The following is a 26,676-nucleotide window of genomic DNA, read 5'->3' on the forward strand; positions in this document are numbered from 1 at the left end:
GAATCGCGAAGCCGCAGGAACCCGCGCGAACCGTGGCGGGAATTCCGACTGACTCCCATACGTCAATCAAGATACTTAAGAACCGCTTTGCGTGTATTTTGGCTGTCCCTTTTCGTCAAGCAGGATCGGATTCGCGCGCTTCGCGATTACATAGACTCCGATCATGATCGCGATGAACAAAATAAAGATGGCAGCGAGGACGATCTGCAGAATGTGACCCTGCCGCTCGCTCCAAAAACTAACGATTTTTGCTTTCATAAGATTCAAATTCCGTATTCACAATAGCCGCCGATCCGCCGAAAATCAATGACTCTCAAGACTCGCGCTCTGGCGGGAAAACACAACTGCCGCCGCAGTTACAGTTTATGAACGCAAGCGGCCCGCCGCAAATCCGCCTATTTTCGCTCAACCGGCATCACGAAAGTCTGTTCGAAAACGTCTTCGGTCGCGTCCGGCCGGGCGTTGCTTCTGATCTCGAAATGGTTGATCTCCTGAGGCAAACCCTTTGCGGGAACCGAGATCTCGAACTCTCGCTTAAGCTCCTCGCCGGCTTTGAGCGTAAATTCCGGCGCTTCCAGTTCGAATCGGGCTTCCGGAAGGTTCATCGAAAGCGTGATGGTGGCGTCCTCCGTCCCGCGGTTCGCGAGCGTCATCCGGAATGTGTTGAAAACCCGGCCGTCATCGCCAAGGCGATAAAGCGTCGCACGGTTGGGAGCGATCTGAACGAGAACGTTGTGCCTCATCGAAAGCGCGACCGCGAGGCTCGCGCCGTAGATCAGGATGATCGCGAAAACGGCGACGCGTTTGATGTCGCGGACACCGATCCGCTGATACCATTTCATCTTCTTGTCGCCGAGAAGTTCTCCCTTTTCGCCCCAGGCATAGTGGATCAGCGTATCCTTTCCGAATTTCCCCATTATGAGTTTGCAGGCATCGACGCATTCGCCGCAGTGGATGCATTCGATCTGATACGGCGAGTCGCGGATATCGATTCCCATATGGCAGACGCGAACGCATTTCTTGCATTCGACGCAGATCTGTTCCGGATCGCGATATTGAACGACGAGCGTGTGGTTGTCGCCGAGGATCCCCTGAAGATAGCCGTAAGGGCAGACCGTAGTGCAAAACTTCTGCCTGAGAAACGCAAAATCGGCAAAAGTGATCAGTGTCACGACCGCGCCGGCAAAGCCGCCGGCGGTCACGAGGTCGAGCGAAATCAAACGGCCGAAAAGATCACGCGGCTCGACGAAATATGCGATGAATACGAACGCCAGAAAGACCGACCCGAGTCCGAGCACGGTGTAGACCGCGATTCGACCCATCCACGCGCGCACGTTTTGCGACCGCTTCGCGAAGTGCTTGTTAATGAATGTCCTGACGCGTTCTTCGAGGTTGATCGAGGCTTCGCTGAAGATCATTTGCGGGCAAAGATAACCGCAATAGACGCGCCCGTAGAGCATCGAGATCGCCGCGACGACAAACATCAGAAAGAGCATCGAGAAGAAAATGATACCGAATTCGTTGATCCATAACTCGTTTCCGAAGATGTAGAAGCGCTGCCTTGGAATGTCGAACCGCATCACATTGAAAAAGGGAAGCGAGACGAAAACGAGAAAGCACAACAGATGGACGATCCGCCGGACGCGATGCCAGTTGTATTTTTCGAGTTGGAAGTTCTTGTTGACTACCGGAAGTTTCTTCCTGACCTTCGGCGCTTCTGTATCGACTAACATAAAGTTCGGAGTTCCGCCTTCAGGCGGCCCAAGTTCGGAGTTCCGCCTTCAGGCGGCGCTCCAAGCTAAATCAAGGAAATCAGCGATGGCAGGCCGGAACTTCTTCATTCGCGACCGGCGCCTTCATCATCGGCATCACGCCGCGCGAAACCATAAACAGTCCCAAAAGAAGAACGCTCACGGCAGCGAATCGGCTTCCCCAACGGCTGAGTTTGATGCTGAAGGCCGAAGAGAAGATTCCGATGCCAAGGAGCGAGGCTGCGGTTCCGAGTCCGAATGCCATCATAGTAACAGCTCCTGCAAACGCCGTGCCTGTTGCCAGCGATTTCAACAAGGCGGCATAAATAAGTCCGCAGGGAAGGAATCCGAGCATTATACCGAGCGGGAATTTGCTGCCGATGGCGGTCGACGAAAAGAGTTTTGATAGCGGACGCAACAGACGCGAGGTATAGAGCAACGGATTGAGCTTTTGGAGCCTTTTGCTTGGGATCAGGTCGAGCATTATGACGCCGGCGATGACCATTAGGCCGCCCGCGACGATCGCCGCGACGTTCTCAATTCCGGCCAATTGACCAACAAACCCGACGGTTCCGCCGGCGAGTCCGGCCAGCGCTCCGAGCAGTGCATATGTCAGGATCCGGCCGGCGTTGTACAACAGATGCGCCAGAATCTGTTCCGGGAATCGCTTTGATCCGAGCGGCAGGCTATAGGATAAAACGATCGGCCCGCACATCGAAACACAGTGCAGACTGCTGACCAACCCGAGCGCGAAAATAACGTAAAGCTCCCAAACGTTCATTGTAATCGGACCGCATAACTGCGAAAAACTTCGCAGTCTGCACAGTGCAAAGTGCAGAGTGCAGAGTGCAGAATGTGACGGCCGAGCCGCTATGCACTATCAACTATGCACTGTTGTACTTGATCTTCGGATTCCGAGCGTGAATTGTCACGCATTCCCGCTTGTAGTTGAACTGCTTCATTTCGATGGCGTGCGTCGGACAACGCGACGCGCACATCGCACAGCGAATACAAGTCGATTCGTCCTTGATCATAATCCCGCCGAGTTCAGCCAACTCCTCGTTGGTGTAAACCGCGAGATCCGCTTCGGTTATGCCGAGCGAATGGGAAGCGATCTGCATCAGGCCGCGATCCGAACGCACCTGATTGAGCCCGACGAGTTTGATCAGATTCTCCGGACAAACGTCGACGCAGCCGTTGCAGGCGATGCAAATCGAGGTGTCGAAAACGGTGTTGACGTTGCACCTCAGGCAACGGGACGCTTGTTTTCGGGCTTCGGATTCGCTGTAGTTGATCTCGACGATCTCGTTCGAAGACGCGCGTTTCTCGCTATCAAGCGCCGGCGGAAGTTTGCGCCGCAATTGATCCCAGCCTTCGACCATCGTGTAGTTCGCCGGCGACCAATTTTTGCGGACAACGACGTCGGTTCGCGTGCCGCGAAGATAATCGTGCATCGATCGCGCGGCGATCTGCGCCGAGGCGATTGCGTGGATGAAAAGCCGGGGCCCGTGGGCGACGTCGCCGCACGCGAAAACATCGGGCGCGGTCGTTTGATACGTGTCGGGATCGACCTTGATCAAACCGTTTTCGACATCGACTCCGTCGGCGGGCTGCAAGAAACTGAGATCTGATTGCTGCCCGATGGCGAACATTATCGTGTCGGCCGGAATGTCCTCGACGTAATCCTCGTCGTACACAGGGCTGAAGCGGCCGTTTTCATCGAAGACCGACAGGCATTTTACGGTGCGCAGACCGGTGACATAGCCTTCTTCGTCAAGGATCAGCCGCGGGCCGCGTTCGGCGTGCAGTTTGATTCCTTCTTCTTCGCCTTCGTCGATCTCGATCTCGTCGGCCGGCATCTCACTTCGTTTTTCGAGGCAGACAATGTGAACTTCCTTGTCGCCGCTCAAACGGAGCGCGGAACGCGCGACATCGTAGGCGATACGTTCCGTGCGTTCCATATCCGAAGCGGCGTCGGCCATCGGAACCTTTAAGGGCCGGACCGCCGAACGCGCGACGTCGAAAGCGACGTTTCCGCCACCGATGACGACGATCCGTCGCCCGAGTTCCATCGGCTTGCCTTCGTTGAAGGCGCGCAAAAAATCGAGTCCGTCAAAGACCTGCGGCAGATCCGCGCCGCCAATCGGAATCTTTCGGCCTTTCTGGAGTCCAATGCCGAGAAAGATCGCCTTGTAGCCGTCCTTTCGCAATCCGTCGATGGTGAAATCCCGCCCGAGACGCTGATTGCATTTCAGTTCGACGCCCACCGAGAGGATGGCATCGATTTCGGCCCGAACGAGTTCGCGCGGCAGTCGATAGATCGGCACACCTGCCGTCAGCATTCCGCCCGGTTCGTCGTAAGCTTCGAAGACGGTTACTTTGTATCCGAGTTGGACGAGATCGTGGGCGACGGTCAGTCCGGCGACGCCGGCGCCGACAATGGCGACCGACTCGCCTTCGCCTTGTTCAGGCGGCAGCATTTTCGTGTTGCAGCCTTCGCGATAGTAGGTGAAGTCGCCGGATTCCGGGCCGTATTTCTCGTTGACGAAGCGCTTCAGCGCGCGAATCGTGATCGGCGTGTCGAGCGACCCGCGGCGGCAGTTCGCCTCGCACGGGGCGCCGCAGACGCGTCCGCAAATGGATGCGAACGGGTTCGTCGCGCGCGCGATCTTGTAAGCGTCAAGATCGCGGCCCTCGGCGATCGCGGTTACGTACCCGCAAGCGTCCGTGTGAACCGGGCACGCATCCTGGCACTTGACCATTTTCATCCAGTAATCGGCGTCCTTTTGGTCAGCGACTTCAAAATTCAGAGTATCGTTATTCATTTTCGATTTCCGATTTGCAATTTTCGATTGAGATTCCGGTCCGCGATTCGCGATCGATGAATCCTCGGCGATCAATCAGAGCCAAGCAATGCAACGATCGCAAATCGCAAATTGAAAATCGCAAATGACCTCAGTCCTTGAATTTCTTGAACGCGAACGCGACCAAAATGATCGCGTAAATAACGATCAAAGCGCCGACGAAATACATAAACCCGTTGGCTGTTCCGGTTGCCTTGTTGAACGCCTGGACCAGTGGCCCGCGATCCGAGTGAAACGTCTCGCCGTTCATATAAACGAAGAAATAGGTCAGCGCTCCGAGCGGAATGATCACGAACGCCGCTTTCAGGAAAACCGGCGCGTCGGTGCCTTTGCGTTCGGTTATCCAACCGTCCGCGTATTCTTTCAGTTCATTGTTCTCTTTGTTTTCGTCCATTTTCGCCTCCGAGATCATCGTCTTCGAGCATTCGATATTTCACGTCCTCAGCGTCTTTTCCCCAGTAACCGTCGCGATAGCTCCGAAAGAAGAAATAGAGAGCACCCGCGGCGACGATGAAGAAAAAGAAATACGCGAAGTAAACGCTTGGATATGTGTAGTCCATAAGAGTAATCAGTGAGCCGGGAGCGGTGAGCAGAAAGCAATGAACAGTTTCTTCTGCTCACCGCTTACTGCTTCCCGCTTACTTCTCATAATCATTGTCCGGCCGCCAGTCCTTGGCACGGCCGAGCGTCTGCATATATGCGACGAGCGACTTGAATTCCTTTTCGTCGTTCGCGATCCAGGGGAACGGCGGCATTATCGAACCCGGAACGAGATCGGCCGGATTACGAAAATGCGCGCGATGCCATTGATCGTTGTACTTTCCGCCGACGCGCGATAGGTCCGGACCGGTCCGTTTCGTGCCGAACAGATGCGGATTGTCGTAAACGAATTCGTCCGGTGTCGAGATCGGCGCGTCAACCCCGCGCCAGCCCGACCGTTTCGTGTCGGCCAGAAGCGTTCTGGTCTGTTGCGTATGGCAGTACCAGCAGCCTTCCCGGACATAGATCGCGCGTCCCGCGAGTTCCTGCTCCGTAAGCTTGCGAAGTTTTCCCGTCGGGCCGTTGGCCGGATCGGTGTTTTCGAACGGTTTCGACCAGCTCGCGTCAATCAGCGGCGGGACGACCGTCGTCAAGAGTCCGCCGATGAAGAAAAGGACGAGCGCGGCGGCGACGAAGAATGCAGCGTCATAATCAGCTTTCTGTAACATAGTTTCCTCCAAATGCGATCATTAAGCCGAAGCCGTCGCGGTTTGTGTTTCAATACCCGATCCTTTCGCGCCGAGCACGGTCGCCAAGATGTTGTAGGCGAAGGCGACGATACCGCCGAACATCAGGAAGCCCGAAGCGAGCCGGACCGACCAGACCGGTTTCAAAGCGACAACTGTGTCGATGAATGGAATTGCCGGATTGTTCCACTGCCAGCCCTGCCAGAATCCGCCGAGCCACAGCGTCACGAAGAACCCGAGTCCGCCGATCAGCAGCAGCCAGAAACTCCAGTTCGCAAGCGCATTTGAGTAGAGTTCCGTCTTGAAAACTCGCGGAACCATATAATAAGTTCCGGCGATGGCGAAGAACGAAAAGGCTCCGAGCACCGCCATATGCGCGTGACCCGGGATCCAGTCGGTCTTGGAAACGATCGCGTTGACGACGTGAAGACTGTGCATCGGTCCCTGAAAACACGTCAGCAAGTAAAAGACGACACCCGACATCAGGAATTTGAGCGCGACGTTGTCGCGGAGCTGGTGCCATTGGCCCTTCATCGTTGCGAAGAAATTGTAGACCGCCGCCCAGACCGGGATCAGGAGCATTACCGAGAAAACGACGGTGATCGTTTGCAGCCATTGCGATATCGGTCCGTGGATCATATGGTGCGCGCCGGTCCAGACATAGACGAAGGCCAGCGACCAAAAACCGATCATCGAGAGCTTATGGCTGTAAAGCGGCGTGTTCGAAGCTTTCGGGATGAAGTAGTAGGCGATCGCGAGTCCGACCGGTGTGAAGATAAGGCCGACGGCGTTGTGAACGTACATCCAGTTCAGGTTCGCCTGATTGACTCCGGTCGTGAAGAGCGTCGCGAAATTGCCGGTGAGATAGACGAAAGCCGTCCAGACGATCGTTCCCATCGCATACCAGAGCGTGACGTACATCGCCTTGTATTTGCGGTTCGCGATCGTCAAAAAGATGTTCGCGCCGAACATGATCCATGCGACGACGACGCCAACGTCGAGCGGCATCGGAAGTTCGGCGTATTCCCAACCCTGATTCCAGCCCATTACGAAGGAGACAACGGCGCTCAGTATGATCAGGTTCCAGAGCGCTCCGGTCGCGAGCCCGAGTTTTTCGCTCCAGAGCTTGACGCCGCAAAGCCGCGGAACGACGTAGTACATCAGCGCCATATCGCACGCCAGCAGCCAGCCGAACAACATTCCGTTAACGTGCAGCGGCCGCATACGTCCGTATGTAAGTTGCGGGATCGTCCCGAGGAACGTCGGCATCACGAATTTCGCCGCGATCACGAGCGCAACGACTCCGACGATCACGAAATAAGTGACCGAACTGAGCAAAAACAGCTTCGCGGTCAGATCTTCGTGAATCGATTCCGTGTTCTTTGCCGCCGCTGAGACCGGAATCTCGCGGGCGTCAATTGTTTCTTCTTTTTGCATAAGTTCTCCAAAGTCGATTTCGGATTTCGGATTTCGGATTTTGGATTTCAATCAAAGAGACCGAATCCCGAGTCAAAATCCAAGAAATCCAAAATCCAAAATCGAAAATCCAAAATGTCAATGTCCTTTAACCAGCAGGCTCATTGCCCCTGCGTCCTTCTTGCCTTGATTCAAGCTTCTGATGTAATTCACGAGATCGCCGACATCGTTGTTGGTCAGCCCGTAGTCGATCCACGGCGGCATCGCCGTCCCCTGAACGCCGTACATTATCGATTCGAACAAACGGCGGTCGGTCGATTGATTGACGAACGTAAAATTCAGCAAATTGCGCGGACGCGGCAGGATGTCCAGCGAGTTCGCGCCCTTACCGTCGGCTTTGCGGCCGTGACATCCGGTACAGCGCTGCACATAAATGCCTTCCCCGCGGGCGACGGATTCGGCCGACATCGGCACCGGATTTTGATCGGGAACGTTCCGGGCCTTGATCTCGGAGCGTTTCTCCTTGGTAAAATTCTCGTTGATATAGGCGAGAACGCCTTTGATCTGCTCGTCGTTCAAAACCTTTCCCCAGGCCGGCATCGAGGTGCCGCCGACGCCGTTTTTGATCGAACTGACTAACCGGTCCTCCGGTTTGCTGTTCATAAATCCGACGTTCGTGAAGTCGCGCGGGTACGGATCGAGGTAGGTCGCGATCATTCCGTGGCCGTCGCCCTTGTCGCCGTGGCAGCGCATACAAAGGTTTTGATATGTCTCCTGTGCGTTTCCGATCGGCGGCGGTTTGTTTAGAGAAACGAGATATGCGCTCATCGCCTGAAATTCAGGATCGGTGAAACCGAACGTCGGCATTATCGAATCGGGAACCAACGCGCGGGGATCCTTGAAGTGGGCGACGATCCATTTGTCGTCCTTCAGCAATCCCTCGAAAGAGAGGTCAGGAGCAATCGCGCCGTCCTTGTCGCCGATCTTGTGGCACGCCGCGCACGCCTTTTCGTTGACCAACTGTTCGCCAAACTTCAGCGAATCGGCGGCGATCTGCGTTGTCGTCGCGGTCCCGTTCGGAGCGGGCGACGACTGCTGCGCCGGCTGCGACTTGTTCAGCGTCGCGCGATAGCGGTCGAGCGTCGTTTCCGCGTAGTTGAATCCGCGGCGGCTCTTAAGGAAGACGACGAGCGCTTTGACCTCGTCGTCGGTCACGTTGAAGCGCGGCATAAACGAAGTCGCGCTGTTGGCCCGCGGATCGACGACCGATTCGTGAAGGTAGTTGAGATTCCATTTCTTGCCGACGTCCGTAAGGTCCGGACCGAGCGTTCCGTTCGAGATTCCCTCGATGCGGTGACAACCATAACAGTTCTTGGTAAGGAACAGTTCGCGACCCTTGTTGACCGTCGGCGTCGATTTGAAGTTCTTTTCGGTATGGCACTGCGCGCAGTTGGCCTCCATAAACTCCTTGCCCTTCAGCTTTTCCTTGTATTCGGGCTTCCAGTTTTCCTGCGCGACATAGCCGAGCATCGGTTCGGTCCAGAACTCATCCTCGCCGTGGGCATAGAACTCCTGCAGACCGCGTCCCTGGCCGTCGTGACAGACCGTGCATCCAATGTCCGAAAACTTGTGGCGTCGCTCCCATTTGCCGCCGACTTCCTTGTCGCCGAGCGCTTCCGAATACGGGTGCGCCTTGTAGGGATGCGGCGCGTCTTTGAAACGCGGGTCGTCCGAGCCGATGTGACACGTTGTGCAGCGGTCGACGCGCGTGTTGCCGAACTGCGTCACGATGATCTGTTCGATCTTCGGCTTTCTCGCCGCGAGCGCCTCGCGTTCGGCATCCGTTTTTGCCAGCGTCCGAGCCTGATCGAAATAGGAGGTCTGGTAGTTTTCCCATTTATGGAAGAACTGTTGGTAGAAGACGAATCCGTGAACCACGAGGATCGCCAAACTTGCAATTGCCAGTGATAATCGCATTTTCATATCATCAACCCTCTTCGCCCTAGAACGGCGACACAAACTCCCAGTTCTGACCCCTGAAAAACGTTCCGATGATGATCAGCACGATGTTCACGACGACGAAAGTCATAAACAGCGTGTTCGCCAGCAACCTTTCCTTCGCGAACCACCGGCCGATGCCTTTTTGGCCGCGGTCGAAATAAGGCACGAGGAGCAGTATCAGCACCTCGATCGCCGGAATTCCGACACCGCCCCAGAACGCTGAATAGCTGACCATTTCCTGAAGTCCGAGGAAGTACCAAGGCGCCTTCGCCGGATTCGGCGGATGAAGGACGTTGACCGCTTCTTCGAGCGGCGCGTCGAAGAACGCCGAGACCACCAGAACGCCGAGAACCGTGAGAATGAAAACAAAGAGCTCCGCGAGCAGCAAATTGGGATAGCTGAAGACCGAATTGTCGGGCACGTTGCCGACTTTGGCGAACGGTCCGCGGACGAGTCCCTGAATTCCGTAACGTTTCTTCTCGATGACGTTGATTCCTTCCGTCGGCGAAGGTTCCGCCGGAGCCGTAACCGCTGAAGTTTCAACGATATCCGCATCTTCGGGACGGGAAAGGCCACCGTCCTTGCGAATGCGCCAGAAATGGATCGCGATGAGCAAGACCATCACGACCGGCAGCACCGCGACGTGCAGGACGTAAAAGCGAAGCAACGCTTCCTGTCCGACTGTCGTGTCGCCAAGCAATAAGAACCGGATCTCTTCCCCGAAAACCGGCGCGTAGCCGGCGATCGCGGTGCCGACCGTGATCGCCCAGAAAGCGAGCTGGTCCCACGGCAGCAGATAACCGGTAAAACTCAGGAACAGCGTCAGCAGGAACAGAACGACGCCGAGCACCCAGTTGAACTCGCGCGGCTTCTTGTACGAACCCGTAAAGAACACGCGGCACATATGCAGAAAGACGGCCGCCACCATTCCGTGCGCCGACCAGCGATGCATATTGCGCAGAAACACGCCGAACGCGACGGAACCGCGCAAGTCGAGCATGCGGTCGTACGCCTGCGTCGTCGACGGCACGTAATAGAACATCAGCAGTATGCCGGTGACGACGAGTATCAGAAACAAAAACAGGCTGATCAGCCCGAGTCCCATCGTAAACCACGGTTTCAGAGTGTGTTTGTGCACCTTTACCGGATGAATGTGGAGAAAGAAGTTGTTGAAGCTCGTCTTTGATCTCCCCAGATCGGTATACGGCAGATTGTTTCTGAAGACGGACGACCAGATCGCGGCCGGCATGTCAGTGACAGAACTTAAGATACTTTTCTTTTTCTCGCTCATATATTTGAGTCGGTGAGCAGCAAGCGGTTTGCAGTGAGCAGAACTTCTTTGCAGGAAATGAGTGCTCACGGCCGACCGCTCACGGCTTACCGTTTAGACCGCGAACCATTTGCCGGCGGTGATTTCCTTGCCTTTGTCCACTTCCAGCTCGCCGTTCGGCGCCATCGACACTTCGTACCACGGCAGCGCTTTCGGCGCCGGGCCGCCCGTCACGTTCCCGTCCTGATCGAACCTTGATCCGTGACACGGACAGGCAAATCCGGTTTCAGCCACGCCGACGATGCATCCGAGATGCGTGCAGGTGATCGAGATCGCCGCCATTTTGTTGCCTTCGCGGACGATCGCAACTTTCTGGTCGCCGAGCGCGATGCGCGTTCCGGGCGGATATTCGTCGGGCGTGCCGATGCTGAATCTTGTCGGCTGACCGTACGTCGCCCGCGGTTTGATGAACACAAGGTTCGAAAAAACCGTCACGATGCCGGATCCGAGCAACCCCATACTTGTCAGCCAGGCCAAAACCTTGCGCCTCGAAATGGGTTCGCTCGACTCCTCTTGAGCGTTATGCTTGTCGCTCATTTTTGTCGTCCTCCTCAACTTCGTTTACCAATTCTTCGACATCCGACCAGAAAACCTGATATTTCGCGTCTTCGATATCGCGAAAATAGTCCTTCTTCGCGGCAAAGATGAAGATCAATGCGGCTCCGGCGCCCATCAGCAGGCTGGCAATGATCGCGATCCAGGTTAAGGTCATAAAAATTGACTCGCGGACACGGATTCGGGGGGAGCGCGCCTAAACTTCTTAACTTCGTGTTTTGAAACTCGTTCAAGGCCCCGGGGCCTGAGAAACTTTTCACAAGGAATCAACGATAGAAATCGATCGTCCGTGATTCCAGCGCGTAATCGGCGATCGTTTTCGTCTTGAACAATCCGATCAGATCGTCGCGAATCCGCTTCCATTCCTTGCAAAACGCGCATTTCGGATTCTCGTCGCGAGAACCGCAAAGCAGGCATTCATCGAGGTACGGATCGTGGTCGAGCAGAGTAAAAACATCCCACAAAGTAATGTTTTGAGGTTGCCGGGCGAGCAGATAACCGCCGTGAACGCCCTTGACCGATTCAACGATCCGATGCCTTCGAAGTTCGCCGAGCAGTTTTCTCAGATAGACCGGCGGGATATTCTCGCTCACCGCGATCTCGTTGAGGCCGCAAAGCCTTAAGTCCGTCTGGCTTGCCAAATAAGCCAACGCTCTGATGCCGTATCCCGTAGCCTTTGAGATGATCATCAGCGAATGCCTCGAATGCGGATTTTTTTCTCCGCATTAATATTTGCCTTTCAGGCGCGGGTTGGACAATAATCATTCCGCATCATTTTTTTGGTTAATCTGACCAATGAGACTCGACGAAATTAGAAAGCTGGTCGACGGCACCGCGGACGCGGCGTTCGCTCTCGATCCGAACGGTTTGATCACGGCGTGGAACAAGGCGGCCGAGGAACTGTTCGGCGTTTGCGGGACCGACGCGTTTGGCCGCACGTGCAGCGAAGTTCTCCACGGTGTCGACGAATGCGGGCGCGATTGCGGCGAGAGCTGCACGATCCGGCAGATGGCACGGAATCGTCAACCGCTGAAGAGCTATGATATCCAGGTGAGGACGAACGGCAGGCCTCAATGGTGCAACGTTTCGGTGCTGATAGTCGAAGAATCGAGATCGGTCGCGCCGCACACGATCCATATCGCGCGTCCCGCCGATCTTCACAAACGATTCGAACTTCTTATGCGGGACTTTGTGGTCAACGAGACCGATCTTCCGCTGGTCCACATCGATGCGCTGCGTTCAACAAAGCGGACGCCGACGACTCTTGTCGACCTTTCGACACGTCAGATCGAGATCCTGCGCTTTCTAGCACGTGGGGTCAAATCGGCCGAGATCGCGAAGGAACTATTCATCAGCCGGACAACCGTCAACAATCACATTCAGCACATCTTCAAGAAGCTCGACGCCCACACCCGGCTCGAAGCCGTTCGCCGCGCCGAGCAGGCCGGACTCATCTGAAAGTAAACGACCAAACTGACAAAGACCGGATATCCCCGGACTTTTCGAACTCCGCACTCCTAAGGGACGGGTTCGGATACTAACTCCGACCCGGTCGGCTGCGCCTTCTTGCCCATTACGGCAATTCCTCCAAAAATGCTATTATCGATTCTTTGCCGAATCAGCCCTTAATTTAATAGAATCTACCGAACGATGATTAACGCAAATATGATCGGGTTTGAGAACCTGCCGCAGACGATCCCGCATTTTTGTCTGGAGTCTTTTCGCCGCAACGCCAAGCCGGACGCGCTCAGTTTCAAACTCAACGACGTTTGGGAGCATCTGTCGGGCTCAGAGGTGATCGATAAGATCAAGAACGTCGCCCGCGGATTGGCGGAACTCGGCGTCAGGGCCGGAGACAAGATCGCGATCATCTCGGAGAATCGTCCGGAATGGTCGATCGTCGATATCGCGCTTCTGTCGTTGCGGGCGGTCAACGTTCCGATCTACACGACGCAGGCCGTCGAACAGATCCGTTACATCCTTGAAGATTCGGGCGCGAAAATGCTCTTTATCTCGGGCAGGAAACTCTGGAAGCACGCAGAGCGCGCGGCGCAGAGCGTCGAACGGCTCGAAAAGATCGTGTTTTTCGACGACGAACCGCTGCCCGAAAGCGACAATCGTGCGATTCTCTTGTCGGACATCGAAAAACGAGGCGTCGAAGCAGAGAAGATCGATTCGCAAAGTTTCGAGCGTTTTCTGGCGGAGGTCAAAACCGAAGATCTGGCGACGATCATCTATACTTCGGGGACGACGGGCGAACCGAAAGGCGTGATGCTGACGCACGAGAATTTCGTCTCAAACATCGTCGCCATCTCCCAAGGCTTGCCGATCTCGAAAGCGGACCGTTCGCTCGCGGTTCTGCCGTTATCGCACATTTTTGAACGAACGGTCTTCTATGTCCTTTGCGCCAACGGCGTTTCGGTGCATTATTGCGCGGCTTTCGATCAGCTTGCCGGTCATCTGCAGGAAGTCAAACCGACGATAATGACTGCCGTACCGCGGCTTTTCGAGCAGGTCTATCACAAGATCGTAAAGAAAGGAAAGGCCGCCGGCGGTTGGAAAACCCAGCTTTTCGAGTGGGCGCTCGACGTCGGTCAGGAGTATTGGGCGGCGAAGGACAAGCATAAATCCATTTCTCCGGTGCTTGCCGCAAAGCACGCGCTCGCGAGCAAACTCGTCTTTTCGAAATGGCGCGACGGTGTCGGCGGTTCGTTGCGGTTCTTTGTTTCGGGCGGCGCGCCGTTATCGAAAAAACTCTCGTACGCATTCTGGGCGGCCGGGATCCCGATCCTCCAGGGTTACGGAATGACCGAAGCCTGCGTCACCTGCGCAAATCGTCCCGAAAACAACAAGGTCGGCTCGATCGGCGTGCCGTTCGAAGGGATCGAGATGTCGATCGCAGAAAAGGACGGCGAGGTTCTGGTTCGCGGCAAGAACGTGATGCAGGGCTATTACAACAAGCCAGAAGAAACGGCCAAGGTCATCGATGAAGACGGCTGGTATCACACCGGCGACGTCGGTTATCAGGATGAGGACGGCCATTTCTATATTACGGATCGCTTGAAAGATCTTTTCAAACTCTCAAACGGCAAGTACGTCGCTCCGCTTCAGGTCGAAAGCCTTTTGAAACAGTCGCCGCTGATCGGCCAGCCGGTGGTCGTCGGTTCCGGCCGCAAACAGGTCGGCGCGCTTATCGTGCCGGACTGGGACACTTTGAAACAGACGCTCGCCGACGAAGGCATCACGACCAACGGCAGCCGCGAAGAACTTTGCGACAATCCGTATGTCGTCAAACGGGTCCAGAGAGAAGCGATCGAACTGACCCGCGAACTGAGCGATTACGAGCGGGTCAAACGCGTCTACCTTCTTCCGCGCGAGTTCTCGATCGACCGCGGCGAAATGACTCCGACACTCAAGATCAAGCGCAGCGTCATCGACGAAAAATACGAAGAAGCCATCGACGACATCTGCGGCAGCTAAAGGAGCGCGGGCATCCCTGCCCGCCTGTAGTCCCGCCTGTAGTCCCGCTTGGAGTTCCGCCTTCAGGCGGCCAGCGATTTTGTCTAAGCCCGCTCCATTCATAGGAGTTACGCGTTTAATCGTGACCTGGGGCGCAATCGGGACTGCCGACCTCAAACACTCGCGTCCCGGATAATCTGACTCGGGAGATCTACTATGCCGCCCAACCCGACGGCGAATTCTGGAACGTCGGCCTGATCGAGGAGGAATTCAATAAGCGGATGTGGGTTGCGGAGGAAGTTTGAAATGGATGATCCGACGCGGAAACGAATCCGCAACAGCACAACCGAATTCCTGATGTTCACCGCTAATGCCGGCGACGCGAGCATCGAAGCCCGTTTTGAGGACGAGACGATCTGGCTTTCTCAGAAGCTGATGGGCAGTTTGTTTGGTGTCGACGTCAGAACAGTCAACGAGCACCTCAAAAACATCTATTCGCAAAATGAACTCTCGCCGGAAGCAACCATCCGGAAATTCCGGATAGTTCAACAAGAGGGCAACCGGCAGATCGCGTGCGAGGTTGATTTCTGCAATCTCGACGCCATCATTTCGGTCGGTTATCGCGTCAGCTCAATCCGCGCGACGCGGCTTCGGCAAGGACAGACACTCTTCGTCAACCGCGCAAAATCGCCGTGGAACTCGAACAAATGCACGATATGGCGGATGAATATGTGGGAAAACTGATGCGGCGAATAACCGGTGGCGCCTAACGACTATCTTCTTTCTTCAACAAACATTCTTTCGAGCACGTCGCGGCGGCGTTTGCCGAGCAGAGCTTCCGCCAATTCGCGTAGAGGCGCGGGAATCTCGGCGCCTTCGACGAGTTCTTCGGTCTGAGGATAATGGGAATACAGATCGATCTCAGCCGTGCAAAAATCGCAGAACCGTAGATGGACCTCGATCTTGTCGCGGTCACGCGGCGGGATCTCGCCGGTTTGGAACGCGAGCAGTTTCTCCGATGTCGGGCAATTTGCGTTTTTGCGAAATACGGTCATTTCTGATCAACCTGAAAGATAGTCTTGGCGCAGTTTCCTCGTCCGGCACGTAAGAGACGCTCGGCGCCCGCCGGAATTATCAATTTGCGTTACACAAAAATAAATCCGCAATGCCCGCCGCCTTCCAAAAGATATCGTGGAAAATCACGATTATTATGGCTCCGGCTGTTTTCAAAATCTGCAAACATGCGTTTTGAAAGGGCTTAATAGGTTTGTTCAACAATGAAAAAAGAAACAAAAAAGTGTTGCCCAATTCCGGAATTATTGTTAACATCTTAATTGTAGTCGCTCGGCACGGAACGTAACCGGCGCTACCTGCCAAATCAACTGCAAAGCTCGGCGGTCGATTTCAAAAATTCTACCCTACTCAAACAAGCACTTTGAATAGTCTGATGACGTCGCGTTTCTCGATCGGGAAGAGAGCCGCGCACGGAGCGGGGCGGGTCGTTTCTACCCAAAAAGCACAAGAAAAACATCAAACGGACAGTATCTTATGAGCGCAATCAAAAAGCAGGAACGCCTTCCAAGGGCGATTCAAAACCGGCAGATAAAGATCGGGAAATGGACCGAGAGCCTCAAAAGCTCGGACGTCAACCAGATCTGGGCCGAACTGCACCGCATCGTTTCGTCTCATCCGTTGGTCAGGGCCTCGAAGACCGCCGGATTTCTGGTTGAAGAAGGTAAGTATAATGCTTATACGGACTTAACACAGGAACTCTTCGTTGCGCTGCTCGGCAAGGAGCGCTTTCAGCATTATCTCGACACGGAAATGACCGATGCCGAGATCGAAGCCGAGATCAGCCAGATCGAACTGACCAATCTCCTGACGGCCGAACTCAGAAAGCGCTATCCCGAAAGCTATCGGCTCGCGCGCAGGATTTCGACCCTTATCCAGTCAAGCAAGACCTTCAAACGCTTTGACAACATCGGAAATCCGGATCTACACCGCCGGCTCGCCGATCGGACATACGGACTTTCGGACTGGCCGGACGCGAAAACGCGCCGCAACGTCCAGGAAATGGAGCAGCGCGTCAAAGTAGTTTCATTTCAAAGCCGCGACACGCGGATGGTCGGCTGCACGGGCGATGCGCAGATCGTCATCAGCAACGTCGATCTCGAAAAACTTATCATCCGCGTCCTCAAAGCGGTCGATTCACCGGTCGATGTCCGCTCGCTCCGGTCGTTTGTGATGTCGCGACTGCCGGTGATGGACATCTATCTCGTCCCGATCGGCGGCAGCGGCAACGACGACGAAGACAATCACTACGAATACGAACACGCCGACACGCGTGAAAATCCGGAGCAGAACTTTCTTCGGCTCGAAGGCGAATCGCTGGCCACCGAATTCGTCGATGGATTCCTGCAGAACCTCAACAAAAGCGTCCGCGGCAAGACAAAACAGTACGACCGGATGATCAACGTTCTCTGGCACTGCTATCTGACGAGCAACGGCGGAACGCAGCTCGAGGTCGCCGAAATGCTCGGAGTTTCCGACTCGCTCGTTTCCGATTATCGCAAACGCATCGAGTCGAACCTGCAGTCACTCGCCTTCAACGGCGTCAACGAGGCGCGCCAGTTCGAAAAGGCCCTCAAGCAAAAAGTCCGCGACATCATCGCGTACGAGCGCGAGAATGTCAGCGTCTGATTAGCGATCCTCGCCGAAAGTGTTAAGATGACAGCTGAAATTCAGTTCAAAGTCCCCCAAAAAATCACCGTCCAGCCGTGTTTTGCCCCGAAGCGGTTTGTTGAAAGACCGATTGATGTCTTCCAAAAAAGAGTCCGATTACAAATCCCTCGCGTCGCTCCGTAAAAAGGGCGAAGCAAACTCACCTGAACAAACCTCGCTCAAACCTCTTGATTCCTCAAAACCTCAGTCTCACGAACCCAAACACTCAAGCAGCCTGATCAATCCTTACAGATCAACACCCGAAGAATTTCCGTCTGAACCGTTTTTCGAAACTTCCCACGAAAAGAAAGCGGAACAGACGGAAATTTTCGTTTCGGATACGCCTCCGATCGAAGATCTTCCCTTCGCTGAACAAGTTAAACGACGCAAGGAGATCAAAAGCAGCGACCGCGACCGCGATTTGCTGGGCGGTGAGAATTGGCTGAGGCGCAACGGCCATACGCTCAGCTACATTGGCCTTTACCTTTTCTCGATACTGGTTCTTTTCCGGCCGTACGAACTTGTCCCCGGACTGGGATTCCTGTCGGCAACGGCGTTCTACTTCGCTTTTGCGACACTTGCCATTTACATCCCGACCCAGCTTGCGACCGAAGGGAACATCACGACCTTTTCGACCGAGGTCAAGGCGATTCTGGCGTTGACCGCGATCTCGATCCTGACGATGCCGATCGCCAAAGATCCGGGAATGGCCTGGGAACATTTCAACGATCCGTTCATCAAGGCCGTCCTGATCTTTATCGTGATGGTCAACGTCATCCGCACGCGCGCGCGGCTTCTCGGGATGATCTGGCTGTCGCTTTCGATCGGCGTCGTCCTCAGTTACCTGGCGCTCGGAATGTATATGCGCGGCGAAATGACGGTCGAGGGATATCGCGTCGGCGAGGTCATCGGCGGGATGTTCGAGAATCCGAACGAGATGTCGATGCATCTCATTATGATGATCCCGATCGCAGTCGCTCTCGGACTCGGAACCCGCAACAAAGTGATGAAGATCGTCTATTTCGCGACCGCGATCCTGATGATCTCCGCTAATTTCATAACTTTTTCGCGCGGCGGATTCCTTGGGCTAATGGGGTCGATGGGCGTGCTGGCGTGGAAACTCGGACGCAAGAACCGGCTCAACGTGACGATCGTCGGTGTCATCGCGACTGCGCTCACCTTGCTCCTCGCACCCGGAAACTTCGGAATTCGCGTGCTTTCGATCTTCATTCCGGGACTCGACGCCGTCGGTTCGTCCGACCAACGCAAAGAACTGCTCGAACGTTCGATCATCGTCACTCTTCGCAACCCCTGGGGAATCGGCATCGGCAATTTTCCGATCGTCGGAATTCGAAACCTTGTGTCGCACAACGCATACACCCAGGTTTCGGCCGAACTCGGTTTGCTCGGACTCGCAGCGTACCTTGTTTTTATGATCAGTCCGTTCCGCAAACTCGGAGCGATCGAACGCACGCTCTTTGCGAAGGACGATCACGGCTGGTTCTACTATCTCGCGGTCGGCCTGCAGTCGAGCATCGTCGCGTATATGATTTCATCTTTTTTTGCATCGGTCGCGTATAATTGGTTCATCTATTACCTGATCGCCTATGCCGTAGCGTTCAGACGCGTTTATTCGTTGGAAACGGAGGAATGATTTCGGATTCTCGATTGGTGAATTCGGATTGGTCTGCAGATCCGAAATCCGAAATCCCGATTCCCAAATCGAAAGGTGTTTTTTCTTTTTCAGATTCTATTTTGGCTTTCGGTTGCCGCGCTCGTATACGTTTACGTCGGCTACCCGATCCTCGTGTACCTCGTCAGCCGGATCGTTCCGAAGACCGTGAAACGCGGCGATTTTGAGCCGAAAGTAACGATTCTCATCACGGCCTACAACGAAGAAGGCGCGATCGGCGCAAAACTCGAAAACACTCTCAGAATCGACTATCCCGCCGAAAAACTGGAAATCCTCGTCGCCTCGGACGGTTCGACCGACCGCACCGAACAGATCGCCGGCGAATTCGCGGGCGTCCGCGTCTTTCGTCAGGAAGGCCGCAAAGGGAAGACATACACGCAGAACAAAGCGGTCGAGCAGGCGACCGGCGAGATCGTGCTCTTTTCCGATGCGACGACCGAGTATCAACCCAACGTGCTTCGCGAACTGCTGCCGAATTTCGCCGATCCGTCGATCGGCTGCGTTGCAGGAAAACTGGTCTACGTCGATGATTCGAGTTCGAACGTCGGGAAAGGCGCAAAAAGCTATTGGAATTACGAAACGTTTCTCAAGGAATCCGAAAGCCGCGCCTGTTCGCTGATCGGCGCCTCCGGATGTCTTTACGCCGTCCGGCGTTCGGCGTATCGCGAAATGTACCCCGAAGCGTGCAGCGATTTCCTGATCTGCACGGTCGTTTACGAGCAGGGGCTGCGTTCGGTTTACGAGCCGAACGCGATTTGTTTCGAGGAAACGAACAATCGCACCGACAAGGAAATGAAGATGCGCGTTCGCGTCATCTCGCAGACGTTCACCGATCTTTGGCGCAACCGTTCAATGCTCAATCCGTTCAGAAGCGGCTTTTACGCGATCGAATTGATCTCGCACAAATTGCTTCGCTATGCCGTTCCGGCTTTTCTCGGCGTCGCGTTGATCTCGAGCGCATTTTTGATCCGATCATCCTGGATTTACGACGTCGCGTTTCTCGCGCAGTCGGCGTTCTATCTGCTGGCGCTGCTTGGATTCGGACTCGAACGCGCCGGCGCGCGAATCGGCGTCTTTGCGATCCCGCACTATTTTGTCCTCGCGAATCTCGCTTCGGTACTCGGTCTTTACAAGTTTCTGCGTGGCGAGCGCTACGCGAACTGGGAGCCGATCCGCGATAAAAACAAGGAAGGAGAATCGGTTTCGACCTTTAATCAGACGGTATGACGACAAACGTTTACTGCGAAGAAAAATACGTCGATTGCCCTGCCATCCGCGAGCGCCTGACCGAACTTCGCGTCGGGACGCTCGTTCCCGATTCCCCGAAGGTCAGCATCGTCATTCCGGCGTACAATATTTCGGGGTTCGTACGCGAAACTCTCGATTCGGTGTTTGCCCAGAGATTCACAAACTTTGAAGCGATCATCGTCAATGACGGATCGCCCGATACCGTCGAACTGGAGAAAGAACTCGAACCGCTTTTCGATCGCATCGTCTATGCCGTTCAGGACAATCGCGGCGCCTCGCAGGCGCGGAATTCGGCGATCTGCCTCGCGCGCGGCGAGTGGCTCGCGTTTCTCGACGGCGACGACATCTGGCTTCCCGAACATCTCGAATCCCAGATCGAACTTGCGACACGCGAAGGCTTCGATATGGTCTATTGCGACGCGCTGCTCTTCGGCGAAGCGCTCTTCGACGGCGATAATTTTATGCGAACATCGCCCTCGAACGGCGAAGTGACGACGTCGAGCCTGATCAGCGCCGACTGCAACGTCATCACTTCCGGAACGTTGCTTCGCAAGGAATGGGTCGAACGCGTCAATCTTTTTGACACGAGCTTGCCGCGGATGCAGGATTTCGATCTCTGGTACCGGATCGCCCGCGCGGGCGCGCGAATCGGATATTCGAAACGTATTTTGATCAAATATCGGGTGCGTTCCGAAGGGCTTTCGGGCTCGAACGTCGAGCGCTCGCGGCGCAACATCCGGGCGCTCGAAGTTATCGCCGAAAAATACGACCTGAACGAATCCGAGCAACGCGCCTGGGACGAGAAAATGCTCGAATATCGCGCCGAATTCGAACTCGAAAAAGGAAAGTACTTCTTGACCGCCGGCGAATTTGCCGAGGCCCGCCGCCACATCGCCCGGGCCAACGATTATTACCGCAAACCGAAACTGACCGTCATTATGATGCTGCTAAAGATCTCGCCGCGCCTCGCGCTGCAGCTTTTCAAGCGCCTCCGAAGCGACGAGCACTCTTTCATTTCGCTTCACAGATAGCCCGAAAATCGTGGAAGAAACCGCCAAAACTCCGTCGCTGAAATCACAAAGCGCCTGGCTCTTGTTTGCCAAGGTCGTCGGCTTTGTTTTCAGCTTTTTGCTGCCGTTCCTGGTCGTGCGATTTATCGCCCAGGACGGCGTCGGAGTCTATCGTCAGATCTTTCAAGTCGTTATGAACGCCGCCGGGATCCTGCCGCTCGGTGTCGGGATGAGCGCTTACTATTATCTTTCGCGAGCGCCGGAACAGCGCGCGTCCGCGGTTTTCAATATCTTGATCTTCAACGCGCTCGTCGGCGGAATCGCGTTCGTCGCGCTGCTTCTGTTTCCCGGTTCGATCGGCGGATTGTTTCACAGCGACGAGATCACGCGTCTCGCGCCGGTCGTCGGGCTGGTTATCTGGTTCTGGATCACCGGAGCGTTTCTCGAAACGGTCGCGGTCGCGAATCAGGAACCGAGGCTCGCGACAACGTTCATAATCCTCGCGCAGGTCACGAAATCGGCGTTGATGATCGGCGCCGTGATGATCTTTTCGACCGTCGAATCGATCGTTTACGCCGCGCTCGGACAGGGAATCATCCAAACGCTCGTCCTGCTCGTCTATCTCAACTCGCGATTTCCGCGATTTTGGACGAGCTTCAACTTCGCGTTTCTCCGCGAACAGCTCGTGTACGCGTTGCCTTACGGGTTCGCGGGACTCCTTTGGACGCTCCAGACCGACATTCACAACTATTTCGTCGGTTATCGTTTCAGCGCCGCCGATTATGCCGTTTACGCTTACGGATGTTTTCAGCTTCCGCTCGTGATGATGCTTTCGGAATCGGTCTCATCGGTTCTGATTCCGCGAATGAGCGCGCTCCAGGCGACCGGCGAGAAACGCGAGATGATCCGTCTGACGACGCGCGCGATGCAGAAACTGGCGTTCTTTTTTATGCCGATCTATGTCTTTCTGATGATCACGGCGCACACATTCATCGTCACGCTGTTCACCAGAAACTACGAACGCGCCGTTCCGATCTTTATGATCAATCTGACGATCATGCTGATCTATATCTGGATCTCGGATCCGATCGTGCGCGCTTTCAAGGAACTCGGGCGGTTTCTGCTGATCCTGCGCGTCTTCGTTCTGTTGGCGCTCGTCGCGGCACTCTATTTCGGCATCCGGCATTTCGAATTGACGGGAATGATCGGAATCGTCGTCGTCGCGGCGGTGCTCGAGAAGATCGCGTCGACGGTTATGATCGCCCGCAAGCTCGACGTTCGCGCGTCGGATGCGATGCTGCTCGCCGGCGTCGGCAAAACCGCCGTCTGCGCCCTTGTCGCGGGCGCCGCGACGTGGGCTTTCTATTATCTGTGCGCCGTGCCCGTCGCCGCTTTCGGCGCGGAACTCGCACAGGACTTTTTCGGATTTTCCAAGATCAGCCTCATCGATCTTGTGTCGGGATCGATCGTTCTCGGGCTCTGTTTCGGTATCTTCGCTCCGATCTACCTCGCTGCCGCCAGCTATTCGGGCGTCATTGAAGACGAAGAGAAAGAATCGATCGCATCGTTTGTTGTAAGATTACGGCAGGGCGCAGCCAAGTTTTTCGGGCGCGGCGCGGAGAACCAGATCTGATATGTGCGGAATCGCCGGATTCATTTCAAAAGACGCGGCCGAGACGGCCGGACGCGAGCGTCTGCTCGACGCGATGTGCCGCGTCATCACGCACCGCGGGCCGGACGAGCAGGGTACGATCGTCAAGGACCGCGCGGCGCTCGGGATGAGGCGTCTGTCGATCATCGATCTCAAATCGGGACAGCAGCCGATCTTTGATTGTTCCGGGAATCTGGCGATCGTTTTCAATGGCGAGATCTACAATTATCGGGATCTTAAAAAGGATCTCGAAGCGCGCGGACACAAGTTCAAAACGCATTCGGACACGGAAACGATCGTTCACGCCTACGAGGAATTCGGCGCAGATTGCGTCAAGTTCCTGCGCGGTATGTTCGCCTTCGCGATCTACGATTTTCGCGACGAAAGCCTCTTCATCGCCCGCGACCGCGTCGGCAAAAAGCCGCTTTTCTACAGTTTAATGCGGAACGGCGATCTCGTTTTCGGATCCGAACTCAAGAGCCTGCTCGAATTCGGGATCGACCGCGAGATCGACTATGCGGCGCTCGATTCATATTTGACCTTCGGCTACGTCCCCGAGGAATTCTGCATCTTCAAGGGCGTCAGGAAACTTCTTCCGGGCCATTTCCTGAAGTTTCAAAACGGCTCCGTGACCACGAATCAGTACTGGGATTTCGATTATTCGGGCACGGACGACGCGAAAACCGAAGCCGAATATGTCGAACTGGTTCGCGACAAACTGCGCGAAGCGGTCCGGATCAGGCTTGTTTCCGAAGTTCCGCTCGGGGCGTTCCTGTCGGGCGGCGTCGATTCATCGTCGATCGTCGCGCTGATGTCCGAATTTTCCGAAACGCCGGTCAAGACGTTTTCGATCGGCTTCAACGAGGACACATTCAGCGAGCTCAAGTTCGCGCGCGTCGCGGCGAAGCGATTCAACACCGAGCATCACGAATTCATCGTTACGCCGGACCTAGTCGAGGTCGTCGACCAACTCGTCTGGCATTTTGACGAGCCGTTCGCGGACAGTTCGGCCCTGCCGACATTCATGGTTTCCAAAATGGCACGCGAATTCGTGACCGTCGTGCTCACGGGCGACGGCGGCGACGAACTGTTCGCGGGCTACACGCGCTACGCGATCGACAAACGGCGGAGCGGACTCGAAAAACTCCCCGCGTCGGTCCGCCGCAGCCTTCTGCGGCCGCTGAGCGAAGCTTTGCCCGCCGGCGCGAAGGGCCGGAATTTTCTCTACAATACGAGTCTCGACGCCGTCGACCGATACATTGACAGCGTCTCGCATTTCGGGAAGCTCAAAAAGCCGTCGCTCTATTCTTCGTCGATGCGGACGAATCTCGACGGACGCGATGGCGGAGCCGAAGCGATCTTTCGCGACCATGCGTCGAAGCCTTCGTCGGGCGATCCGACCGACCGTTTGCTCTATCTCGACGGCAAAACGTATCTGCCGTCCGATATTTTGACGAAGGTCGACCGGATGAGTATGGCCGCGTCGCTCGAAGCCCGGGCGCCGCTCCTTGACCACGAACTGATCGAACTCGTCCAGAAGATCCCGGCCGGACTCAAACTGAAAGGGCTCGAGACGAAATACATCTTCAAAAAGGCGATGGAAGGAATCGTGCCGGACGAGATACTCTATCGCGAGAAACAGGGATTCGGAGTGCCGATCAACGAATGGATCAACGCCGAACTGAAGAACCGGATCCGCGAGGATCTACGCGCCCGAAAAACGGTCGAGCGCGGATACTTCGAAGCCAAATACATCGAAACGCTGCTCGATGAACACGAACGCGGCCGCCGCGACCATTCACACTCGCTTTGGATCTTGTGGATGCTCGAACTTTGGCATCGTCGATACGTCGACAAAGGAACATAGAAACATCTGTGAACTACGAAGAACACGCGACAGCAGCGCTGAAGAATTTCGTCGCCAAAGACTCGGCGACGCGATACCGGCTTGTCGACGCGGTCGGCGAACTGAACGTCCAACGCGTGCTCGACCTCGGTTGCGGGCCGGGACAGGAGCTGATCCCGTTTCTCGAGCGGACCGGCGCGTTTTGCGTCGGAATTGACATCGCGCCGGAACTCGGGAAGGTGACCGCCGGAACGTTCGCGGGTGAAAAGCGCGCCGGATTCGTGCGTTCGACCGGCGCGAGCCTGCCGTTTGCAGACGAGAGTTTCGACGTCGTGCTTTGCCGCGTGGCGCTCCCGTATATGAACAACCGCGATACGATCGCCGAAACTGCGCGGGTTTTGAAGCCGAACGGCGTCTTTTTGCTGAAGACCCACGCGCCGCGATTCTATCTCGCGATGATTCGCGAACGTTTGTCGTCGCTTGATCCGAAGATGCTCGCATATCCGCTGATCTGTTTGACCGCGAGTCTCTGGCATTCGGCGACCGGGCGGCAACTTGAAACCGGATTCTGGCGCGGCAAGGAGATCTTTCAAACAGAAGCGTTTCTTGAAAGAGAGTTTGCGCGCAACAATATGCGGATCGACGGCCGTCTCGACGACGACAATCCGCTTTCGCCTTCGTACCGCGTCGTCAAATCCGCCGCGAATGCGTTTGCCTTGCTGAACATGCTTGGCGTGTCACTTGCGATCTGAAAATGTCCGATCTAACTCAAAAACTCATCTGGAATCTGCCGTGGCTCGCGCGCTATCCGCTCGAGCGCGCGGCGAACTTCCTGCGGCGCACGGCGTTCGAGAAGAAGCACATTGTTTTTACCGTTGCGAATCATTTCGAACCGGCGTGGAGTCCGGACGGCGCGCTCGATATCGACGCCCAGCGGCGCCGGCTCGACGAATGGCACGTCTTGGCACGCCGCACGGGCGAAGCGTTGCGCGATGCCGACGGCACGAAGTTTCGGCACACGAATTTTTATCCGGCCGAGCAATATGACCGCGTGATCCTCGAGAAGATGGCCGGGCTTCAGGCCGACGGACTCGGCGAAACCGAGATTCATCTGCATCACGGCGTTGCGGCGCCCGACAACTCTGCGAATCTGCGTCGGGTTCTCACCGATTTTCGGGATTGTCTCGCCGACGAACATCGTTTGCTTTCGCGTCTTGACGGCAATGGAATCCCGCGCTGGGCCTTTGTCCACGGCAATCTCGCGCTCGCAAACTCAAGCGGAGGAAGGTTTTGCGGCGTCGATGACGAAATGGAGATCCTCGATGAGACCGGTTGTTACGCCGATATGACGCTGCCGTCCGCACCCGAGCAGTCTCAGATACCGGTCATCAACAAGATCTACGAGTGCGGCCTTCCGCTCCACGAAAAGTCGCCGCACAGACGCGGAAAGCCGGTCGGAACCGGCGCGCGTTCGCTGCAGTTTCCGCTGATCTTCCAGGGTCCGCTGGTTTTTAACTGGACCCGACGGATCAAGGGCATCCCGGTTCCGCGAATCGAGGATGGCGCGCTCGTCGCGAATCAGCCGATGGACCTTGCGCGTTTCGAGCGTTGGAAAAACGCGAATGTCACGGTTCGCGGCCGGAGCGATTGGATCTTCGTCAAACTCTACTGCCACGGATTCTTCGATTACGACCAGTCGGCGTGCATCGGCGACGGCGCACGCGCTTTCTTTGAATCGATCATTGAAAACGGCGAAAGGTCCGGCGATTATAAGGTTTACTTCGCATCGGCGCGCGAAGCGGTGAATATGGTGCTGGCGGCGGTCGATGGAAAAAGCGGTTCACCGGGCGATCATCGCGATTATCGATTGAAGACGATTATGAACGAACGCGGAAAAAACTAGAA

Annotated in this window: 24 protein-coding genes and 1 pseudogene; 11 read left to right on the forward strand and 14 right to left on the reverse strand. The window is 55.6% G+C overall.

Features of this window, described 5'->3' with window-relative positions; translation table 11 throughout:
• Positions 1 to 75 precede the first annotated feature (75 nt).
• The 13 genes from IPN69_15010 to IPN69_15070 form a co-directional block, all read right to left on the reverse strand.
• Positions 76 to 258, reverse strand: a complete 183-nt coding sequence (locus IPN69_15010; GenBank protein ID MBK8812021.1) for a hypothetical protein — start codon at positions 256 to 258, stop codon at positions 76 to 78.
• A gap of 137 nt (positions 259 to 395) precedes the next feature.
• Positions 396 to 1,733, reverse strand: coding sequence for a 4Fe-4S binding protein (locus IPN69_15015; GenBank protein MBK8812022.1), 1,338 nt, complete (start codon positions 1,731 to 1,733; stop codon positions 396 to 398).
• Positions 1,734 to 1,812: 79 nt separating this feature from the next.
• Positions 1,813 to 2,532, reverse strand: coding sequence for a sulfite exporter TauE/SafE family protein (locus IPN69_15020; protein ID MBK8812023.1), 720 nt, complete (start codon positions 2,530 to 2,532; stop codon positions 1,813 to 1,815).
• A gap of 103 nt (positions 2,533 to 2,635) precedes the next feature.
• Positions 2,636 to 4,576, reverse strand: coding sequence for an FAD-dependent oxidoreductase (locus IPN69_15025; GenBank protein ID MBK8812024.1), 1,941 nt, complete (start codon positions 4,574 to 4,576; stop codon positions 2,636 to 2,638).
• Between the two features lie 130 nt (positions 4,577 to 4,706).
• Positions 4,707 to 5,009, reverse strand: coding sequence for a hypothetical protein (locus IPN69_15030; protein ID MBK8812025.1), 303 nt, complete (start codon positions 5,007 to 5,009; stop codon positions 4,707 to 4,709).
• Positions 4,984 to 5,175, reverse strand: coding sequence for a hypothetical protein (locus IPN69_15035; protein MBK8812026.1), 192 nt, complete (start codon positions 5,173 to 5,175; stop codon positions 4,984 to 4,986). The genes IPN69_15030 and IPN69_15035 overlap by 26 nt, the downstream gene beginning before the upstream one ends.
• Positions 5,176 to 5,253: 78 nt before the next feature.
• Positions 5,254 to 5,823, reverse strand: a complete 570-nt coding sequence (locus IPN69_15040) for a cbb3-type cytochrome c oxidase subunit II (protein MBK8812027.1) — start codon at positions 5,821 to 5,823, stop codon at positions 5,254 to 5,256.
• Positions 5,824 to 5,844: 21 nt separating this feature from the next.
• Entirely contained in the window at positions 5,845 to 7,278 is a 1,434-nt protein-coding gene (locus tag IPN69_15045; GenBank protein MBK8812028.1) for a cbb3-type cytochrome c oxidase subunit I, read from the reverse strand.
• Between the two features lie 117 nt (positions 7,279 to 7,395).
• The gene (locus IPN69_15050) at positions 7,396 to 9,234 is read right to left on the reverse strand and encodes a c-type cytochrome (GenBank protein ID MBK8812029.1); all 1,839 of its coding nucleotides are present in this window, start codon (positions 9,232 to 9,234) and stop codon (positions 7,396 to 7,398) included.
• Between the two features lie 25 nt (positions 9,235 to 9,259).
• Positions 9,260 to 10,549, reverse strand: coding sequence for a cytochrome b N-terminal domain-containing protein (locus tag IPN69_15055; GenBank protein ID MBK8812030.1), 1,290 nt, complete (start codon positions 10,547 to 10,549; stop codon positions 9,260 to 9,262).
• 93 nt (positions 10,550 to 10,642) lie between these two features.
• Positions 10,643 to 11,125, reverse strand: coding sequence for a Rieske (2Fe-2S) protein (locus IPN69_15060; GenBank protein MBK8812031.1), 483 nt, complete (start codon positions 11,123 to 11,125; stop codon positions 10,643 to 10,645).
• The gene (locus tag IPN69_15065; GenBank protein MBK8812032.1) at positions 11,109 to 11,300 is read right to left on the reverse strand and encodes a hypothetical protein; all 192 of its coding nucleotides are present in this window, start codon (positions 11,298 to 11,300) and stop codon (positions 11,109 to 11,111) included. The genes IPN69_15060 and IPN69_15065 overlap by 17 nt, the downstream gene beginning before the upstream one ends.
• 109 nt (positions 11,301 to 11,409) lie before the next feature.
• On the reverse strand, positions 11,410 to 11,832 hold the full coding sequence (locus tag IPN69_15070; protein ID MBK8812033.1) for an Rrf2 family transcriptional regulator: 423 nt from the start codon (positions 11,830 to 11,832) through the stop codon (positions 11,410 to 11,412).
• A 319-nt stretch (positions 11,833 to 12,151) separates the two neighbouring features.
• Between IPN69_15070 and IPN69_15075 the strand changes: the two genes are divergently transcribed.
• The 3 genes and pseudogenes from IPN69_15075 (at position 12,152) to IPN69_15085 (ending at position 15,372) form a co-directional block, all read left to right on the forward strand.
• Entirely contained in the window at positions 12,152 to 12,601 is a 450-nt protein-coding gene (locus IPN69_15075) for a response regulator transcription factor (GenBank protein ID MBK8812034.1), read from the forward strand.
• Between the two features lie 192 nt (positions 12,602 to 12,793).
• Positions 12,794 to 14,623, forward strand: a complete 1,830-nt coding sequence (locus IPN69_15080) for a long-chain fatty acid--CoA ligase (protein ID MBK8812035.1) — start codon at positions 12,794 to 12,796, stop codon at positions 14,621 to 14,623.
• 285 nt (positions 14,624 to 14,908) lie between these two features.
• A pseudogene (locus tag IPN69_15085) lies at positions 14,909 to 15,372 on the forward strand (virulence RhuM family protein).
• Between the two features lie 3 nt (positions 15,373 to 15,375).
• Here the strand turns inward: IPN69_15085 and IPN69_15090 are convergent.
• Entirely contained in the window at positions 15,376 to 15,657 is a 282-nt protein-coding gene (locus tag IPN69_15090; GenBank protein MBK8812036.1) for a hypothetical protein, read from the reverse strand.
• A 493-nt stretch (positions 15,658 to 16,150) separates the two neighbouring features.
• On the opposite strand from IPN69_15090, the gene IPN69_15095 reads away from it, so the two are divergent.
• The 8 genes from IPN69_15095 to IPN69_15130 all read left to right on the forward strand — a co-directional run bounded on the left by IPN69_15095 (position 16,151) and on the right by IPN69_15130 (position 26,674).
• A complete protein-coding gene (locus tag IPN69_15095) occupies positions 16,151 to 17,302 on the forward strand; it encodes a hypothetical protein (GenBank protein MBK8812037.1) in 1,152 nt (383 codons plus the stop codon).
• 115 nt (positions 17,303 to 17,417) lie between these two features.
• Positions 17,418 to 18,977 carry a hypothetical protein gene (locus tag IPN69_15100; protein MBK8812038.1) on the forward strand — a complete coding sequence of 520 codons (1,560 nt, stop codon included), beginning with the start codon at positions 17,418 to 17,420 and terminating at the stop codon, positions 18,975 to 18,977.
• 75 nt (positions 18,978 to 19,052) lie between these two features.
• A complete protein-coding gene (locus tag IPN69_15105; protein MBK8812039.1) occupies positions 19,053 to 20,243 on the forward strand; it encodes a glycosyltransferase family 2 protein in 1,191 nt (396 codons plus the stop codon).
• Positions 20,240 to 21,295, forward strand: coding sequence for a glycosyltransferase (locus IPN69_15110; GenBank protein ID MBK8812040.1), 1,056 nt, complete (start codon positions 20,240 to 20,242; stop codon positions 21,293 to 21,295). The genes IPN69_15105 and IPN69_15110 overlap by 4 nt, the downstream gene beginning before the upstream one ends.
• A gap of 10 nt (positions 21,296 to 21,305) precedes the next feature.
• On the forward strand, positions 21,306 to 22,907 hold the full coding sequence (locus IPN69_15115) for an oligosaccharide flippase family protein (protein MBK8812041.1): 1,602 nt from the start codon (positions 21,306 to 21,308) through the stop codon (positions 22,905 to 22,907).
• Position 22,908: 1 nt separating this feature from the next.
• The gene (asnB, locus tag IPN69_15120; protein MBK8812042.1) at positions 22,909 to 24,792 is read left to right on the forward strand and encodes an asparagine synthase (glutamine-hydrolyzing); all 1,884 of its coding nucleotides are present in this window, start codon (positions 22,909 to 22,911) and stop codon (positions 24,790 to 24,792) included.
• A gap of 8 nt (positions 24,793 to 24,800) precedes the next feature.
• Complete coding sequence (locus IPN69_15125; protein MBK8812043.1) at positions 24,801 to 25,523, forward strand: class I SAM-dependent methyltransferase; 723 nt, start codon at positions 24,801 to 24,803, stop codon at positions 25,521 to 25,523.
• Positions 25,524 to 25,525: 2 nt separating this feature from the next.
• Positions 25,526 to 26,674, forward strand: coding sequence for a hypothetical protein (locus IPN69_15130; GenBank protein MBK8812044.1), 1,149 nt, complete (start codon positions 25,526 to 25,528; stop codon positions 26,672 to 26,674).
• Positions 26,675 to 26,676 lie beyond the last annotated feature (2 nt).

This window comes from Acidobacteriota bacterium, from assembly GCA_016715115.1.
Lineage (GTDB): Bacteria > Acidobacteriota > Blastocatellia > Pyrinomonadales > Pyrinomonadaceae > JAFDVJ01.